Origin of the sequence: Streptomyces sp. NPDC058157, assembly GCF_042884105.1 — a bacterium.
Classification (GTDB): Bacteria; Actinomycetota; Actinomycetes; order Streptomycetales; family Streptomycetaceae; genus Streptomyces.
This window is the reverse complement of the sequence record NZ_JBHVUQ010000008.1, coordinates 73,193-89,859: the sequence shown is the minus strand read 5'-3', so window position 1 is coordinate 89,859 and position 16,667 is coordinate 73,193. Positions and strand designations below refer to the sequence as shown.

Annotated in this window: 13 protein-coding genes; 10 read left to right on the top strand and 3 right to left on the bottom strand. The window is 73.9% G+C overall.

Annotated features, from left to right (window positions below; genetic code table 11):
• On the bottom strand, positions 1 to 1,476 hold a 1,476-nt coding region (locus ACFVXK_RS04000), incomplete at its 3' end, for a glycoside hydrolase family 27 protein (RefSeq protein WP_389609979.1).
• A gap of 202 nt (positions 1,477 to 1,678) precedes the next feature.
• Here ACFVXK_RS04000 and ACFVXK_RS03995 point away from each other — a divergent pair.
• The 10 genes from ACFVXK_RS03995 (at position 1,679) to ACFVXK_RS03950 (ending at position 14,294) form a co-directional block, all read left to right on the top strand.
• A complete protein-coding gene (locus tag ACFVXK_RS03995; RefSeq protein WP_389609978.1) occupies positions 1,679 to 2,320 on the top strand; it encodes a TetR/AcrR family transcriptional regulator in 642 nt (213 codons plus the stop codon).
• A 37-nt stretch (positions 2,321 to 2,357) separates the two neighbouring features.
• On the top strand, positions 2,358 to 3,278 hold the full coding sequence (locus ACFVXK_RS03990) for a serine/threonine dehydratase (protein WP_389609977.1): 921 nt from the start codon (positions 2,358 to 2,360) through the stop codon (positions 3,276 to 3,278).
• Positions 3,279 to 3,393: 115 nt separating this feature from the next.
• A complete protein-coding gene (locus tag ACFVXK_RS03985; RefSeq protein WP_389609976.1) occupies positions 3,394 to 3,753 on the top strand; it encodes a hypothetical protein in 360 nt (119 codons plus the stop codon).
• A 371-nt stretch (positions 3,754 to 4,124) separates the two neighbouring features.
• Positions 4,125 to 5,459, top strand: coding sequence for an ABC transporter substrate-binding protein (locus tag ACFVXK_RS03980; RefSeq protein WP_389609975.1), 1,335 nt, complete (start codon positions 4,125 to 4,127; stop codon positions 5,457 to 5,459).
• A complete protein-coding gene (locus ACFVXK_RS03975) occupies positions 5,456 to 6,358 on the top strand; it encodes a carbohydrate ABC transporter permease (RefSeq protein ID WP_389609974.1) in 903 nt (300 codons plus the stop codon). Before ACFVXK_RS03980 ends, ACFVXK_RS03975 begins: the two co-directional genes overlap by 4 nt.
• Positions 6,355 to 7,248, top strand: a complete 894-nt coding sequence (locus ACFVXK_RS03970) for a carbohydrate ABC transporter permease (RefSeq protein ID WP_389609973.1) — start codon at positions 6,355 to 6,357, stop codon at positions 7,246 to 7,248. Before ACFVXK_RS03975 ends, ACFVXK_RS03970 begins: the two co-directional genes overlap by 4 nt.
• A 52-nt stretch (positions 7,249 to 7,300) precedes the next feature.
• Positions 7,301 to 10,324, top strand: coding sequence for an alpha-mannosidase (locus ACFVXK_RS03965; RefSeq protein ID WP_389609972.1), 3,024 nt, complete (start codon positions 7,301 to 7,303; stop codon positions 10,322 to 10,324).
• Positions 10,325 to 10,480: 156 nt separating this feature from the next.
• Positions 10,481 to 12,496 carry an FAD-dependent oxidoreductase gene (locus tag ACFVXK_RS03960; RefSeq protein WP_389609971.1) on the top strand — a complete coding sequence of 672 codons (2,016 nt, stop codon included), beginning with the start codon at positions 10,481 to 10,483 and terminating at the stop codon, positions 12,494 to 12,496.
• A 56-nt stretch (positions 12,497 to 12,552) separates the two neighbouring features.
• Positions 12,553 to 12,966, top strand: coding sequence for a PaaI family thioesterase (locus tag ACFVXK_RS03955; protein WP_389609970.1), 414 nt, complete (start codon positions 12,553 to 12,555; stop codon positions 12,964 to 12,966).
• Positions 12,967 to 12,971: 5 nt separating this feature from the next.
• Entirely contained in the window at positions 12,972 to 14,294 is a 1,323-nt protein-coding gene (locus tag ACFVXK_RS03950) for an MFS transporter (RefSeq protein ID WP_389609969.1), read from the top strand.
• A gap of 22 nt (positions 14,295 to 14,316) precedes the next feature.
• On the opposite strand, the gene ACFVXK_RS03945 is transcribed toward ACFVXK_RS03950, so the two are convergent.
• Both ACFVXK_RS03945 and ACFVXK_RS03940 read right to left on the bottom strand, forming a co-directional pair.
• Positions 14,317 to 15,891 carry an alpha/beta hydrolase gene (locus tag ACFVXK_RS03945; RefSeq protein ID WP_389609983.1) on the bottom strand — a complete coding sequence of 525 codons (1,575 nt, stop codon included), beginning with the start codon at positions 15,889 to 15,891 and terminating at the stop codon, positions 14,317 to 14,319.
• A 155-nt stretch (positions 15,892 to 16,046) separates the two neighbouring features.
• On the bottom strand, positions 16,047 to 16,511 hold the full coding sequence (locus ACFVXK_RS03940) for a hypothetical protein (RefSeq protein WP_389609968.1): 465 nt from the start codon (positions 16,509 to 16,511) through the stop codon (positions 16,047 to 16,049).
• Between the last annotated feature and the right edge of the window lie 156 nt (positions 16,512 to 16,667).

Below are 16,667 nucleotides of genomic sequence, written 5' to 3'. Positions count from 1 at the left end.
GTCCGAGCCACCCGTGAGGCACTGCCCGGCCAGCCTCAGCCGTCCGCCGCCGCCCAGGCTCCAGCGCTGGTCCGCCCCGGCGGTGCAGGTGTCCAGGACGACCGCGCCGACCCCGCCGGTGCTCGCCCCGTCGGCGCACTTCGCCCCGAGGCCGTTGATCTGCCCGGTGGGCACGGGCGCCGCGCAGCCGCGCGGGGTGAGCCGCCACACCGCCGTGTCGTGCGCGGCGACCCGCCCGGTCAGCGCGTCGCCCGCCGCCGCGCGCCCGCCGGTCCACAGGTCCAGGGCGTCCACCGCGCAGGGGGCCGGCAGCCCGACGTCGGCCAGCGGTACGGAGACGTCCCGGTCGGTGCCCGAGCGGTTGAGGACGGCCACGGCCCGGTCCCCGTTCGCCAGTGGCCGTACCAGCACCTCGAAGGTCGGGTTGGACGAGACGACCGCGCCCTGCCGCCCCAGCGGATCCTGGTCCAGCCCGATCAGCCGGGTGTTGCCCAGGGCCGCGAGGCCGCCCGGGCCGAGGGCGGAGACGTCCGAGGACAGGATGAACGGGGCCGCCATCATCGCCCACAGCGCCACCTGGCTGCGGCTCTCCGCGTCGGTCAGCCCGGGGGCGCCGGCGATCAGGAAGTCGGGGTCGTTCCAGTTGCCGGGGGCGGCGTACCGGCCGAGCCAGCGGTTGTAGCCGTAGTTGCCCAGGACCGAACTCCAGCGGGAGGTCTGCGGAGCGGCGGGCCGGTAGACCTTGATGTCCTTGCCCTCGCGCCACAACTGGCCGGTCTCGCCGACCCAGTCGAGCACCTTGTGCCAGTCGGCGCCGCCCCACTCGCCCTGCTGGAAGTAGGCCGGGGCGGAGGCCGAGAGCACCATCGGCCGCCCGCTGTCGCGCAGCGCCCGCGCGACGGAGTTGTACGCGTCCCGGTAGGCCTGCTCCTTGGTCTTCCCCGGCGGCACCCACAGGTTGCAGCCGTCCATCTTCACGTAGTCCACCTCCCACGAGGCGAACAGCCGTGCGTCGCGGGCGTAGTGGTCCGCGCCGCCGCCCTCGGGGGCGCCGCTGCCGGGGTAGCGCTCGCAGGTGAGGGAGCCGGCGTCCTCGTAGATCCCGAACTTCAGCCCCTTGGCGTGCAGGTGCTCGCCCAGCCAGGCCATGCCGTGCGGGAACTTCACCGGGTCGGCGACCAGGTCGCCCGCCGCGTCACGCTCCTTCAGCATCCAGCAGTCGTCCACCGTGACGGTGTCGTAGCCCTTGGCGGCGAGGCCGCTGGAGACGAGGGCCTCGGCGTTGGCGACCACCTTCGCCTCGTCGATGTCGCACATGTAGTGCGCCCAGTTGTTCCAGCCCATGGGCGGGGTGAGGGCCAGCGGGGTGTCCGAGGTCGCGGTCGGCTCCGCCGTCGCCGGGGCGGGGCAGAGGCCGAGGGCGAGCAGGGCGGCCGCGGTCAGACAGGGGAGTGAGGCGCGCAGGCGAGGCGGCACGGGGTCTCCTTGGCGTGGTGCGTACCGACGGGGATCGTGCCCCAGTGCAGCGGTGTGATTACCCGCTGTCAACGCCGGTCGGTGGTTATGGGGCGATTGCCAGCAATATGGCCGCAGTCGGCGTCACACGGCAGTGTCGGGCCGGGGCGGATGCCCCTCCGGGGATACGTTGTATGTGACGGTGGCTGATACGGTGTATCTCATGCCAAGAAGATCAGCGGCCCTCGACCGGGCGACCCCCGGGGCCATCGCCGTCGCCGCACTGCGCCTCCTCGACGAGGAAGGGCCGGCCGCCCTGAGCTTCCGCGCCCTCGCCGACCGCCTGGAGGTCTCCCACGCCACCGTCCAGCGCCGCTGCACCGACCTGGCCGGCCTGCTGGACCTGTGCACCGAGCACCTCGCGGCCCGGCTCCCCGACATCCCGGCCGGCACCGACTGGGCCGAGGCCGCCGAGCAGCGGTTCGGCTCCCTCTACCGGCTCCTCACCGCCCACCCCGGACTGCTGGTCCTGCGCGGCGGACGCCCCTGGCTCGGCCGGCAGCTGCTGGCCCGCCTCGCGGAGCCCGCCCTCGCCGACAGCGTCGCCGCCGGGATGACCCGCGCCGAGGCCATCACCGTCTACCGCCGGATGTACCTGCTCACGCTGGGCTGCGCCGCCTTCGTCGACCACCGCGACCCCGCCGGGGCCACCGCCGCCTCCCGGGCCGCGCTCGCCGCGCTCGACCCGGCCGAGTTCCCCGTACTCGGCGGCGACCCGGCCGAGTTGCTGCCCGCGCTGACCGACCACGAGGTCTACTACGGCGCCCTGCGCCAGCTGATCGCCGCCGCCCGGCCCACCGCCTGACCCGCCCGTCCCGCTCCCCCGAGAGAGGCCGCCCGCCATGGAACAGCAGCTCGACCACGCCGCCGTCCGCGCCGCCGCCGCCCGTACGGCCGGGGCCGTCCGGCCCGTCGCCGTCGCACCCGCCGCCGAAGGCCTCTGGTACGCGCTGGAGTACCTCCAGCACACCGGCTCCTTCAAGGCGCGCGGCGCCCACAACTTCCTCGCCGCCCACCGCGAGGCCGGCAGCCTTCCCGCCGCCGGCGTCACCATCGCCTCCGGCGGCAACGCCGGCCTGGCCTGCGCCTGGGCGGCCCGCGCCCAGGGCGTCCCGGCCACCGTCTTCCTCCCCGCGACCGCCCCCCGCGTCAAGGTGGACCGGCTGCGCGGCTACGGGGCCGACGTCCACCTCGTCGGCGAGGGCTACGGCGAAGCCCTGGAGGCCTGCCACCGGTTCGCGGCGGACAGCGGCGCCCTCGCCAGCCACGCCTACGACCACCCGCTGATCGCGGCCGGCGCCGGCACCCTCGTCGACGAGATCCGGGCCGCGCTGCCCGCCGTGGACACCGTGGTCGTCGCGGTCGGCGGGGGCGGCCTGTTCGCCGGCGTCGCCACCGCCGCGCGGGCCCACGGCATCCGCGTGGTCGCGGCCGAACCCGAGAACTGCCGGGCCCTGAACGCCGCCCTGGAGGCGGGACGCCCCGTGGACGTCCCCGTCGACTCCGTGGCCGCCGACTCCCTCGGCGCCCCCCGGGTCTCCGCCGACGCCCTGGCCGCGGTCCAGCGGGACAACGCCGTCTCCGTCCTCGTCCCGGACGAGGCCATCACCGCCGCCCGGCGCGCCCTCTGGGAGGAGCACCGGATCGTGGTCGAGACCGGCGCTGCGGCCGCCCTGGCAGCCGTGCGCACCGCGCCGCGGCCCCTGGGCGAGCGGGTCGCCGTCGTCCTGTGCGGGGCCAACACCGACCCCGGGGACCTGTGACGGCGACGACGAACGTCGCGGCGGCCCGCGACTTTCGAGGACGGCGCCCCCGCCCCCGCCCCTGCGAGGCTCCACGGCACCGGCAGGAACCACGAGGGCACGGAGGAAACGGATCATGGCTCAGCGCAAGGGTTGTCTCATCGGCTGCGGGGTGGCGCTGGTCCTGGGCGTCGGCCTCCTGATCGCCCTCTTCTTCGGCATCGGGAAGATGGTGGACGTGGCCGAGGACACCCTCGTCGACCCGAAGGTCTACGAGTCGGTGCGCGTCGGCGACTCCGAGTCCTCCGTCCGTGCCAAGCTGCCCTCGGGCGAGAGCTTCGTCAAGGGCGCCCTCAAGGAGGGCGGCCCCGCCGAGCCCGCGGGCAGCGTGTGCGCCTGGTACGTGTCCAGCGACGGCAAGGCCGACGAGGACGTGCTGCGCTTCTGCTTCAAGGACGGCAAGCTCGCCGAGAAGGTCGCCTACCGCATGAAGTAGCGCCGGGGTGCGAGAACGGCGCCGCGTGGAGCGGGGCGGGTCGCGCCGTATTGCGATAAACCGCATTAGTGACCGCCGGGCGCATTCGTGTCCCGGCTCCGGGCCGCACCGGCGATAAGGAGTCAAAGACGGCCCGGGAATGGACTCCTGCGCCCGGGCAGCGCAGCGGGAGAAAAGGCCCCTACTAAAGCGCATCAGTCGAGGTCAAGTGGTACGGCGAAGCCCCTGCTCGGGGAGTCTTTCGGGACCTCCGGACACGCATTCCCCCGGCCATCGGGATTTCCGGCCGCATTGACGCGCCCCGCGCTTGCGTACAGCCTGGGGCACCGCCCTCCGGCGCCGGAGCCGGAACTCCCACGAAGGCGGCGACGATGACCCGTTCACCCCTGCCCCGCACGGCCGTCGCCACCGCGGTGGCCGCCGGGTTGCTCACCCTCTCCGCCTGCGGTCTCGGCGGCGCCGGACACCCGGCGGGCGAGGCGCGCAAGACCGGCACGGTGGCCGGGGAGATCACCTTCCGGACCCTCCAGCTGAAGCCCGTCTACACCGCCTACGTCCAGGGCGTCATCGACTCCTTCGAGCGCAAGTACCCCGACGCCAAGGTGAAGTGGGAGGACGTCCCCGGCGACGGCTACAACGAGAAGCTCGTCGCCGACGCCCAGGCCGGGGCCCTCCCCGACGTGGTCAACCTCTCCACGGACTCCTTCCAGCTCCTCGCCGACCGCGGCATGCTCGCCGACGTGGCCGCGCTCGACGGCGGGGTGGCCGAGGAGTACGTCCCGGGCGCCTGGGAGCAGTTCAAGCTCCCCGGCAAGGGCAAGGGGGTGTACGCGTACCCCTGGTACGTCACCCCCGAGATCCTCACCTACAACGAGGACCTGTTCACCAGATCCGGACTCGACCCCGCCAAGCCGCCCACCACCGTCGAGCAGTTCTTCGACTACGCCGAGCAGATCGCCGCCCGCTCCGGCGGCCGGTACGCGGCCTTCATGGCCGACCCCAAGGGCCGGCTGCCCGGCGACTGGCAGAAGACGGGCGTACCCCTCCTGAACCAGGCCGGGGACCGCTTCACCTTCGACACCGACAAGGCCGTGGCCTGGGCCGACCGGATGAAGGACCTGTACGCCAAGGGCGCCATGCCCAAGGAGTCCCTCCTGAAGGCCGACGACATCAACCAGCTCTACGGCAGCGGCCGGCTCGTCTTCGGCCCCGGCTCGCCCGGGTTCGTCAAGGACATCAAGGCCAACGCCCCCCAGGTCTACGCCCAGACCCGGGTCGCGGGCGCGGTCACCGGCACCCTCGGCCACATCGGCATCTACGCCCAGTCCCTCGGCATCCGCAAGGACACCGCACACCCGGACGCGGCGGCCGAGTTCGCCAAGTGGGTGACCAACGGCCCCAACCAGGTCGAGTTCTCCCGGCGGGCCACCATCTACCCCTCGAACGCCCTGGGCCTGGCCGACCCGCGCTTCGCCGACCGCGGCGACGGCAAGGACGCCGAGACGCTGGCCCGCGCGATCGGCGCCGAACAGCTGAAGACCGCCGCGCTCGACGCCAACACCCCCGTCCAGTGGACCAGTCAGGTCGGTGACGCGGTGGCGCGCGAGATGCAGAAGGCCATCAAGGGGGAGGAGGACTCCAGGACGGCCGTGCGCAAGGCCGAGGAGGAGGCCAACCGGCTGCTGGCGGCGGCGGGCCGCAGGTGACCGCGCCGGAGGGCGGGGGAGGGCTGCCGCACCGCAGGTGGTGGAGCCCGTACCTGTTCCTCGCACCCGGGCTCGCCGCCGTGGTGCTGTTCGGCCTCTGGCCGTTCGTCAACACCGTCGTGCTGTCCTTCACCGACGCCCGGGTGCTGGAGGGCGGGGGGTTCGTCGGCCTCGCCAACTACCGGCGTGCCCTGGCCGACCCCGACTTCTGGACGGCGGCCGCCAACAGCGTGCTGTACCTGCTGGTCGTCGTGCCCGCTCTGGTGCTGCTGCCGCTGGGGCTGGCCGTCCTGGTCCGCCGGGAGGTCCCCGGCATCGGCCTCTTTCGGTCCGCCTTCTACACCCCGGTGATCGCCTCCGCCGTGGTCGTCGGCCTGGTCTGGCAGTGGCTGCTGCGCAGCGACGGCGCGGTCAACGCGGTCCTGGTCCGGCTGCGGGTGGTCGCGGAGCCCGTGCCGTTCCTGACGGACAGCACGCTGCTGCTCGTCTCCGCGATGATCGTCACGGTCTGGAAGGGCCTGGGCTACTACATGGTCTTCTACCTGGCCGCCCTCGGGAACGTGCCGGGAGCGCTGTACGAGGCCGCCGCGCTCGACGGGGCGGGCGCGCTGCGCCGGTTCGCGAGCATCACCGTCCCCTCCGTCAAGCCGATGATGCTGCTGGTCGGGACGTTGTCGGCGATCTCCGCCCTGCGGGTGTTCACCGAGATCTACATCCTGGGCGGGGAGAGTGGCGGGCCCGGCGGCGGCGCCCGCACCCTGCCGTTCCTGATCCGGCAGGTCGGACTCGGCTTCGCCGGCGAGACGGGCTACGCCTCCGCCGTGTCCCTGCTGCTGTTCCTGCTGACCCTGGCCTTCAGCCTGCTGGGGCGCCGGCTGTCGAAGGGGGACGAGGCGTGAGCGCGCCGGGAGCCGCCGCACCGCGCGGGGCCGGCGGACGGCGCGGAGCCGCCGCACCGGGCGGGGGCACGGGCAGGCGCCGGGCCGGTCTCGCGGCCCGCTACCTGACGCTCTGCCTCGCCCTGGTGGTGACCACCGGCCCCCTGGTCTGGCAGTTCCTGACCTCCCTGCGCGGGCGCGGCGAGAACGTCTACGAGGGGGTGCTGCCGGCCCGCCCCACCCTCGGCAACTACGTCCGGGTCGCCGAGTCCTTCCCGCTGCTCCCCTACACGGCCAACACCCTCGTCGTCGCGGCCCTCGCCGTCACCTCCAACCTGGTCTTCGCCGCGATGGGCGGCTACGCCCTGTCCCGGGAGGGCTGGAAGGGCCGCCGGGCCGTCTTCACCGTGCTGACGGCCACGCTGATGTTCCCCTTCGAGTCCGTGATGATCTCGATGTTCCTCACCGTCCGCGGGATGGGCCTGGTCGACACCCTCGTCGGCGTGTGGCTGCCCGGCGCGGTCTCCGTCCTCAACATCATGATCATGCGGGCGGCGTTCCTCGCCGTCCCCCGGGAGCTGGAGGAGGCCGCGGTGCTCGACGGGGCGAACGAGTGGACCCGCTTCACCCGCGTCTTCGTCCCCTCGGCCCGCGGTGCCCTGGCCGTGGTGTGCATCACCAGCTTCATGGGGGCCTGGGACGACTTCCTGTGGCCCCTGATCGTCCTGACCGACAGCGACCACTACACCCTCCAGCTCGGCCTGAAGAGTCTGGCCGGCGCCACCACCGTCAACGACCAGCGGCTGATCGCCGCCGGGGCGATGGCGGCCCTGCTGCCGATGCTGCTGATCTTCCTCGCCCTCCAGCGGTTCTTCTTCCGCGGCGTGGGCGAGGGAGCCGTCAAGGTCTGACCCGCCCCGACCCCGTCGCCCCCCGCACCGACCCTCCCTTGGAGCCGCCGTCATGCACGACGACCGCAGCATCACCGAGCAACGCCTCCGCCGGGTCCTGGGCGAACGCGTCAGGCCCGCCGTCCGCTCCCGCTCCGTCCCGCTCACCGTCGAACGCTGGGACGCCCCCGGGGAGCCCGTCCCCGTCGCCGAGGCCCTGGCCGCCCCCTACGCGCCCTGCGCCGCCGGAGACCCGTGGGGCCCGGCCTGGGGCACCACCTGGTTCCGGGTGACCGGCACCGTCCCCGCCGACTGGGCGGGCCGCGCCGTCGAGGCCGTCCTCGACCTCGGCTTCGACCGGATGATGCCCGGGTTCCAGTGCGAGGGCCTGGTCCACCGGGCCGACGGCTCCGAGGTCAAGGGCCTCAACCCGTACAACGACTGGGTGCGCGTCGCCGACCGCGCGGCCGGCGGCGAGCGGGTCGAGTGGTACGTCGAGGCCGCCGCCAACCCCGTCCTCGTCGAGCACCGCCCCACCACCGAGGGCGACCGGCTGACCAGCGGCGACCGGCCCCTGTACCGGCTGGCCCGGATGGACCTGGCCGTCTTCGAGGCCGAGGTCTGGGAACTCGTGCAGGACCTCGACGTCCTCGAAGGGCTGATGGGCCAGCTCGCGCAGGACGACGCCCGCCGCCACACGGTGCTGCGCGCCGTCGCCTCCGCCCTCGACGCGATCGACCTCGACGACGTCCCCGGCACGGCCGCCGCCGCCCGCGCCCGCCTCGCCGGGGTGCTCGCCGCCCCCGCCCACGCCTCCGCCCACCGGATCAGCGCCGTCGGGCACGCCCACATCGACTCGGCCTGGCTGTGGCCGCTGCGCGAGACGGTCCGCAAGGTGTCCCGGACCGCCTCCAACGTGGTCGCCCTGATGGACGAGCACCCCGAGTTCGTCTTCGCCATGTCCCAGGCCCAGCAGCTCGACTGGATCAAGACCCACCGGCCCGAGCTGTTCGAACGGGTCAAGAAGAAGATCGCGGACGGGCAGTTTGTCCCCGTCGGCGGCATGTGGGTGGAGTCGGACACCAACATGGTCGGCGGCGAGGCCATGGTCCGCCAGTTCCTCTACGGCAAGAAGTTCTTCCTGGAGGAGTTCGGCATCGACACCAAGGGCGTCTGGCTGCCCGACTCCTTCGGCTACACCGCCGCGCTCCCGCAGATCGTCCGGCTGGCCGGCAACCAGTGGTTCCTCACCCAGAAGATCTGCTGGTCCCAGACCAACCGCTTCCCGCACCACACCTTCTGGTGGGAGGGCATCGACGGCTCCCGCGTCTTCACCCACTTCCCGCCCGTCGACACCTACAACAGCGACCTCGGCGGCGCCCAGCTCGCGCACGCCGCCCGCAACTACCGTGAGAAGGGCCGCGGTACGCGCTCCCTGGTGCCCTTCGGCTGGGGCGACGGCGGTGGCGGCCCCACCCGCGAGCACCTGGCCCGGGCCCGCCGCCTGAGGGACCTCGAAGGCTCCCCGCGCGTGGAGATCGAGCGCCCGGACGCCTTCTTCGACCAGGCCCGCGCCGAGTACGCGGACGCCCCCGTCTGGGCCGGCGAGCTGTACCTGGAACTGCACCGCGGCACCTACACCTCCCAGGCCGGGACCAAGCAGGGCAACCGCCGCGCCGAGTCCCTGCTGCGGGAGGCCGAGCTGTGGACGGCGACGGCCGCCGTGCGCGTGCCCGGCTTCGCCTACCCGTACGAGGACCTGGAACGGCTCTGGAAGACCGTCCTGCTCCACCAGTTCCACGACATCCTCCCCGGCTCCTCCATCGCCTGGGTGCACCGCGAGGCCCGCGAGACCTACGCCCGGGTGGCACGGGAGCTGGGCGCCCTCACCCTGGCCGCGCAGACCGCCCTGGCCGGCGAGGGGACGCGCGAGCTCGTCTTCAACTGCGCCCCGCACACCCGCCGCGGCGTCCCGGCCGGCGGCGCGGACCTCCCCGAGCCCGCCGCGCAGCCCGTCACCGTGGAGGAGCGGCACGGCGGCGGACACGTCCTGGCCAACGGGCGGCTGCTGGTGGAGGTCGACGGCCGAGGCCTGATCGTCTCCGCGTACGACCTGGAACGCGGCCGGGAGGCCCTCGCCCCGGGCGCCGCCGCCAACCTGCTCCAGATCCACCCGGACTTCCCGAACATGTGGGACGCCTGGGACGTCGAGGCCTTCTACCGCAACCGGGTCACCGACCTCGACGGCCTCGACGCCCTGGAGGTCACCGCGCACGGCCCCGACGCCTGCACCGTCACCGCCACCCGCTCCTTCGGCTCCTCCACCGTCACCCAGACGATCACCCTGCGCGCCGGGGCCAAGACCGTGGACCTGGCCGCCGAGGTGGACTGGCACGAGACGGAGAAGTTCCTCAAGGCCGCCTTCCCCCTGGACGTCAAGGCCGAACGGACCTCCTCCGAGACCCAGTTCGGCCACGTCCAGCGCGCCACGCACACCAACACCTCATGGGAGGCGGCCCGGTTCGAGATCTGCGCCCACCGCTGGATCCACGCGCAGGAGCCCGGCTGGGGCACGGCCCTGCTCAACGACTCCACCTACGGCCACGACGTCACCCGCGACGTCCGCCCCGACGGCGGCCAGACCACCACCGTCCGGCTCTCCCTGCTGCGCGCGCCGCGCTACCCCGACCCCGAGACCGACCAGGGCCGCCACACCCTGCGCTTCGCCCTCGCCCCGGGGGCGGACATCGGGGACGCGGTCCGCGAAGGCCACGCACTCAACCTGCCCGAGCGGGTCCTGCGGGGCGCGGGCCCGGTCGCGCCGCTGCTGTCCGTCGACGAGGACGCGGTGGTGGTGGAGGCGGTCAAGCTGGCCGAGGACCGCAGCGGCGACGTGATCGTCCGGCTCTACGAATCCCGGGGCGGCCGCGCCCGGGCCCTCCTCACCCCCGGCTTCCCCGTCGCCGGGGCCACCGAGACCGACCTCCTGGAGCGCCCCCTGCCCCCCACGGCCGCCGGCGCCCCCACCCCGTCGGGCGCGGTCCCGCTGAACCTGCGCCCGTTCCAGATCGTCACCCTCCGCCTGCGCCGCGCCTGACGCGCCGCGGCGCGGCCCGGGCCGCCGCCCCTCCGGCACCCGCCGGAGGGGCGGCGGGGCCGTGAGAGTCGCCACAGCTGTTTTGCACCTAGTTGCAAAACCGTCTCCCGCTCCCTTACAACAGGGTCAGGACACCGCGCGAGGAGACACGCACCCATGAGCCCGTACCCGCACCTGCTGAGCCCCCTGGACCTCGGCTTCACCACCCTGCCGAACCGCGTGATCATGGGCTCGATGCACACCGGCCTGGAGGAGCACCAGGGCGGCTTCGAGCGCCTCGCCGCCTTCTACGCCGAGCGCGCCAAGGGCGGCGCCGGCCTGATCGTCACCGGCGGCATCGCCCCCAACGACGCCGGACGCCCCTTCGAGGGCGGTTCCCGCCTCACCACCGAGGAAGAGGCCGCCGAGCACCGGGTGATCACCGACGCGGTGCACGCCGAGGGCGGGAAGATCGCCATGCAGATCCTCCACTTCGGCCGCTACGCCTACCACAAGGACCTCGTCGCCCCCAGCGCGATCCAGGCCCCCATCAGCCCCTTCGTCCCGAACGAGCTCACCGCCGAGGAGGTCGAGCAGACGGTCGAGGACTTCGTCCGCGCCGCCCGCCTCGCCCAGCTGGCCGGCTACGACGGCGTCGAGATCATGGGCTCCGAGGGCTACCTGGTCAACGAGTTCATCGCCGCCGCCACCAACAAGCGCACCGACGCCTGGGGCGGCAGCTACGAGAACCGCGTGCGCTTCCCGCTGGAGATCGTCCGCCGCACCCGCGCCGCCGTCGGCGAGGACTTCATCCTGATCTACCGCCTGTCCATGCTGGACCTGGTCCCCGGCGGCTCCACCCTCGACGAGGTCGTCCACCTCGCCAAGGAGATCGAGGCCGCGGGCGCGACCATCATCAACACCGGCATCGGCTGGCACGAGGCCCGCATCCCCACCATCGCCACCTCCGTCCCGCGCGGCGCCTACACCTGGGTCACGCGCAAGCTGATGGGCGCGGTCTCCGTCCCCCTCGTCACCAGCAACCGCATCAACACCCCCGAGAAGGCCGAGGAGATCCTCGCCGACGGCCGCGCCGACCTGGTCTCCCTCGCCCGCCCCTTCCTCGCGGACGCCGAGTTCGTCGCCAAGTCCGCCGCCGGCCGCTCCGAGACCATCAACACCTGCATCGGCTGCAACCAGGCCTGCCTCGACCACACCTTCAGCGGCAAGATCACCAGCTGCCTGGTCAACCCGCGCGCCTGCCACGAGACCGAGCTCGTCCTCTCCCCGACCCGGACGAAGAAGACCGTCGCCGTCGTCGGCGCCGGCCCCGCCGGACTCGCCTGCGCCGTCTCCGCCGCCGAACGCGGCCACGCCGTCACCCTCTTCGAGGCCTCCGGCCACATCGGCGGCCAGCTCGACATCGCCCGCCGGATCCCCGGCAAGGAGGAGTTCGAGGAGACCATCCGCTACTTCGGCAACCGCGTCGAGGCCCTCGGCATCGACCTGCGCCTGGACACCCGCGCCGACGTGGAGACCCTGCGCGGCTACGACGAGGTCGTCGTCGCCACCGGCGTCACCCCCCGCACCCCCGCCATCGAGGGCGTGGACCGGGAGAACGTCGTCAGCTACCTCGACGTCCTGCGCGACGGCGCCCCCGTCGGCGAGAACGTGGCCGTCGTCGGCGCCGGCGGCATCGGCTTCGACGTCGCCGAGTTCCTCACCGACAGCGGCGAGGGCGCCTCCCAGGACCCCGCCGTCTACTTCCGCCACTGGGGCGTCGACACGGCGTACGCCGGCCCCGGCGGCCTCACCGCCCCCGAGCGCCCCGCCACCCCGCGCCGGGTTACCCTGCTCCAGCGCAAGACCACCAAGGTCGGCGCCGGCCTCGGCACCACCACCGGCTGGATCCACCGCGCCGAACTCAAGCACCGCGGGGTCGTCTCCGTCGCCGGCGCCACCTACGAGCGGATCGACGACGAGGGCCTGCACATCACCGTCGGCGGCGAAGCCCACCTGGTCCCCGCCGACACGGTCGTCCTGTGCACCGGCCAGGAGCCGCGCCGCGACCTGTACGAGGCGCTGCGCGCCGAGGGCGTCGAGGCGCACCTGATCGGCGGCGCCGACGTGGCCGCCGAACTCGACGCCAAGCGGGCCATCCGCCAGGGCACCGAGCTGGCCGCCGGCCTCTGATCCCCGCGGGGGAAACGCAGTTGTGGCGGCCCGGCCGGGCCGCCACAATCTCCCGGGTGACGCTGACACCCGCAGAAGCAGACAAGATCCTCGCCGACAACTTCGCCCCCTGGGTGCTCGCCCTCGGCCTCACCGTCGAGGAGACCGGGGAGCGGCACGCCGTCCTGCGGCTGCCCTGGTCCGACTCCCTGGCCCGTGACGGCGGCGGCCTGTCCGGGCAGGCCCTGATGGCCGCCGCCGACACCGCCACCGTCATCGCGGTCTCCGCCGCGCGCGGGGCGTACGGGCCCATGACCACCGTGCAGCAGTCGACCAGCTTCCAGCGGCCGGTCGTCGCCGCGGACGTGCTGATCACCGTCCGGGTCACCAAGCTCGGCAAGCGGATGGCCTTCGCCGACGCCGTCATGACCCCCGAAGGCGCCCAGGACCCGGCCGCCACGGCCTCCACCGTGTACGCCCTGCTGGGCTGAGCGGGGTGCCGGCACCCGCATCGCTCCGGCTGGGCCGCGACTTCACCGTCTTCTGGCTCGGCCAGGCCCTGTCCGTCATCGGCGGCTCGCTGTCCCTGGTGGCGCTGCCCCTGCTGGTGCTCGACGCCACCGGGTCACTCGTCCAGATGGGACTGATCACCGTCGTCTCCGGTGTGACCGGGATCCTCACCGGGCTGTTCGCGGGCCATGTGGTCGACCGCTCCGACCGCCGCCGCCTGATGGTCGCCTGCGATCTGGCGCGGGCCGTGCTGCTCGGCGCCGTGCCCCTGGTCTGGCTGACGGCCGGGCCGCTGATGTGGCCGCTGTACGTGCTGACCGTGCTGGTCACCGCCCTGAAGACGGTGTTCGACGTGGCGTACGTGACCGCCGTGCCGCACCTGGTGGGAACCGGGGAGCTCACCGCCGCCAACTCCCGGCTGATGGGGACCTTCGCCCTCGGCACGCTGATCGGCCCGGTCGCCGCCGGGCTGATCACCGGCGGGCCGGGCGGTGAATGGGCCCTCGGGATCGACGGGGCCACCTTCCTGATCTCGGCGGTGAGCCTGCGCTGGGTGACCTTCGGGCGCGTCGCGCCGCCCGCGGACGAGACCGCCGCCCCGGCACCGGCCGCCCCGGCCGGAGGGCTGCGCGAGGTCTTCACCGCAGGCTTCCGCTTCCTGTGGGGGCACGCGCTGCTGCGCCCGCTGACCGTCCTGCTCACCCTGCTGACCTTCGTCACCATGGGCGCCACCGACCTGCTGGTCTACCGGGTCGGCGAGGAGCTCGGGCGGGGCGCTGCCACCGTCGGCTACGTGATGGCCGTGAGCGGGCTCGGCGTCATCGGCGCCGCCCTCGCGGCCGGACGGCTGCGGCGGGTCCTCGGGTTCGGCTGGTGCTGGCTGGGCTCCACCGGGCTGATCGCGCTGTCGGTCGCGGGCGTCGGCCTCAGCCGCAGCGTGCCCGTGATCGCCCTGCTGGCCGCGGTGTTCATGTTCGGCTCCACCCTCGGCGGGATCAGCTCGATGACCCTGCGCCAGGAGGTCACCCCGGACGAGCTGCTCGGCCGGGTCACCTCCGCGTTCTGGACGGTGCACAACGCCGCGGGCCCCGTGGGCGCCGCCGTCCTGACCGTACTGGGCGCCCGGTACGGGGTTCCGGCGGCCAGTGTGGCGGGCGGCGCGCTCTGCCTGCTGATCGTCGCGGCGGGACTGGCGACCCCGCTGCGGGGCGCCCGCCGCGGGCCCGCGGTGAAGGGGGCCGCCGACCGTGCGCGGACCCCGGGCGGACGCCGCAGCGGCCGGGCCGGGGAGCCGACGCCGGGGGCGTGAGGGGCGCCCCCGGCGGCGGGGCTCAGAACCGCTGCGGTCCGGCCGGGAAGGGCAGCGGCTTCGGGGCCGCCGCGGCCCCGCGCCGCTCGGCCGGGGCCGGGGCGGTGGTGCAGGTCACGTCACGTGCGGGCAGCCGGCCGGTGCTCAGATAGGAGTCGACCGTCGCGTTCACGCAGGAGCCGGGGTCGGACAGGTACACCGTGTGCCCCTCACCGCCCAGGGCCGTGACCATCCGCGAACCCCGCAGGGCGGCGTGCATCCCCTGCCCGGTGACCAGCGGGGTCTGCGAGTCCCACTCGTTCTGCACGAGCAGCACGTCCGCCGGGATCCGCATCGCGGTGGCAGCCTCGGCCGGCCGCTGCCAGAACGCGCACGGCTTGATGTTCGAGGCCATGTCCCCGTACAGCGGGTAGCGGGCCTTGTCCCGCTCCGCCTCCCGCCGGTACTGCTCCGGGTCGCGCGGCCAGGAGTCGGTGTCCCCGCACATCACCGAGAAGGCCACGGCCATGCCGTTGTCCGGGGCGGGCCCGGCCGGCGCGCTCCGCGGCCTCTCGCGCAGCTCCTCCGGCAGGGCCGCGCCCGCGGGCGGCGGGGTGCCGTCGGCCGCCGCCTTGAGGGCGGCCACGAACGGGGCCGCCTTGGCCGGGGAGAAGAACAGGGGCCGGGCCCTGCGGACGTCGTCCCCGGTGAGCTTCTGTCCGTCGAGCTCGATCGGGTCGCGGTCCGCCCGTGCCACCAGGCCCCAGAAGGTGGCCGACACCGCCTCCGGCGTGGCCCCGAGGTGGTACTCGGCGTCGCGTTCCGCCGTCCACCGCGTCCAGCGCGCGAACGCCGGCTCGGCCTCCGTGGCCCACACCTGGATCATGCCGCGCCAGATCCGCTGCGGGTCGATCGAGCTGTCCAGGACGAAGCGGTCGGTCCGGGCCGGGAACAACTGGGTGTACACCGCGCCGAGGTAGGTGCCGTACGAGTAGCCCAGGTACGAGATCCTCCGCTCGCCCAGGGCCACGCGGATCGCGTCCATGTCACGGGCCGTGTTGCGGGTGGTGATGTACGGGAGCACGCCGCCGGACTTCTCCCGGCACTTGTCCGCGACCGTGCGCGCCCAGGCCACGTCCGCGGCGAAGGTCTCGGGCCGGTAGGCCCGCTGGAACTGCTGCTCCGCGTCGGTCAGTCCGCAGCTGACCGGGCTGCTCGCGCCGACCCCGCGCGGGTCGAAGCCGATGAGGTCGTACTTCTCGCGGACCTCCTTGGGCAGCGCCCCGTCCGCCACCAGGGGCAGGTCGAGCCCCGGCCCGCCCGGGCCGCCGGGGTTCATCAGCAGCACGCCGCGCCGCTTGGCGGGATCGGGGGCCTTCATCCGCGATATCGCGAGGTCGAGGGTGCGCCCCCGGGGCTGCCGGTAGTCGAGCGGCACCTTGAGGGTCGCGCACTCGTACGCGGCCGGCTGCGCGGCGTCGCACCGGTGCCAGGCGGGCTTGGGCGGGGCGTATTCCTGGGCGGCCGCCGGGTCGGCCGCTGCCTGAGTGGCCGTCAGGAGGGGCAGGGAGGTGGCCAGGAGACCGGCGGCGGCGAGCAGGGGTGCGAAGCGTTTCATCTGCGGCACGGAAGGCCGTTCCTTTCGGAGAGGGGCGGTCCCTGCCCACCTTGGAGTACCGGGCGGCGGGGCGAATCATCCCTCGTGACGGCTTCCGTCCTCCTCGCGAACGAGGTGATTTCGGACAACGAGCCACAGTCCCTTAGGGGTTGGACTCAGTGGCCGGTGTGCCTGGCCCCGTTCTCCACGCTTCCGCCGAAGCGCTCGCGCAGCCCCGCCAGGGCGTCCTCGGACGGGGCGGTGACCACCCAGCGGTCACCGACGAGATAGACGCCGCCGTAGGGTTCGGCCTCGGCCAGCCAGGAGCGCAGGCCCGCCGTGGCGGCGAAGGTGGTCATGCGGTAGGCGCCCTGCCCGGTCTCGCACGAGCCCTGGCGCAACTCCTCCGCCTGGGTCCCCAGTTCGGCGGTGCAGCCGAGGGCGGAGGCGAGCTGCTCGACCGTCGCGGAGGCGGAGGCGGAGGCGGAGGGCGGGGCGGGGGCGGCGTGGGCGGCGTGGGCCGCGAGCGCGGCATCCTGGCGGGCCGGCGCGGCGCCGCAGGCACCGGCCGCCAGCGCGGTGCACAGGACGGCGCCCAGCGCGTACGCGCGGCGGATCCGGCGCTTGTCGGACGGGGGCATGGCAACCTCACGGGCTGGTCGGGAAAGGGCCGTGGGGGCCGGCGGGGGAGGGGGGCGGGGGGCCCCGGGGGGGGGGGGGGGGGGTGTGTGTTTTAAACAAATGACGCTGCCGACGACTATATTTGTGTTTATCTCGGTGGTGGGGGGGTCAATTAA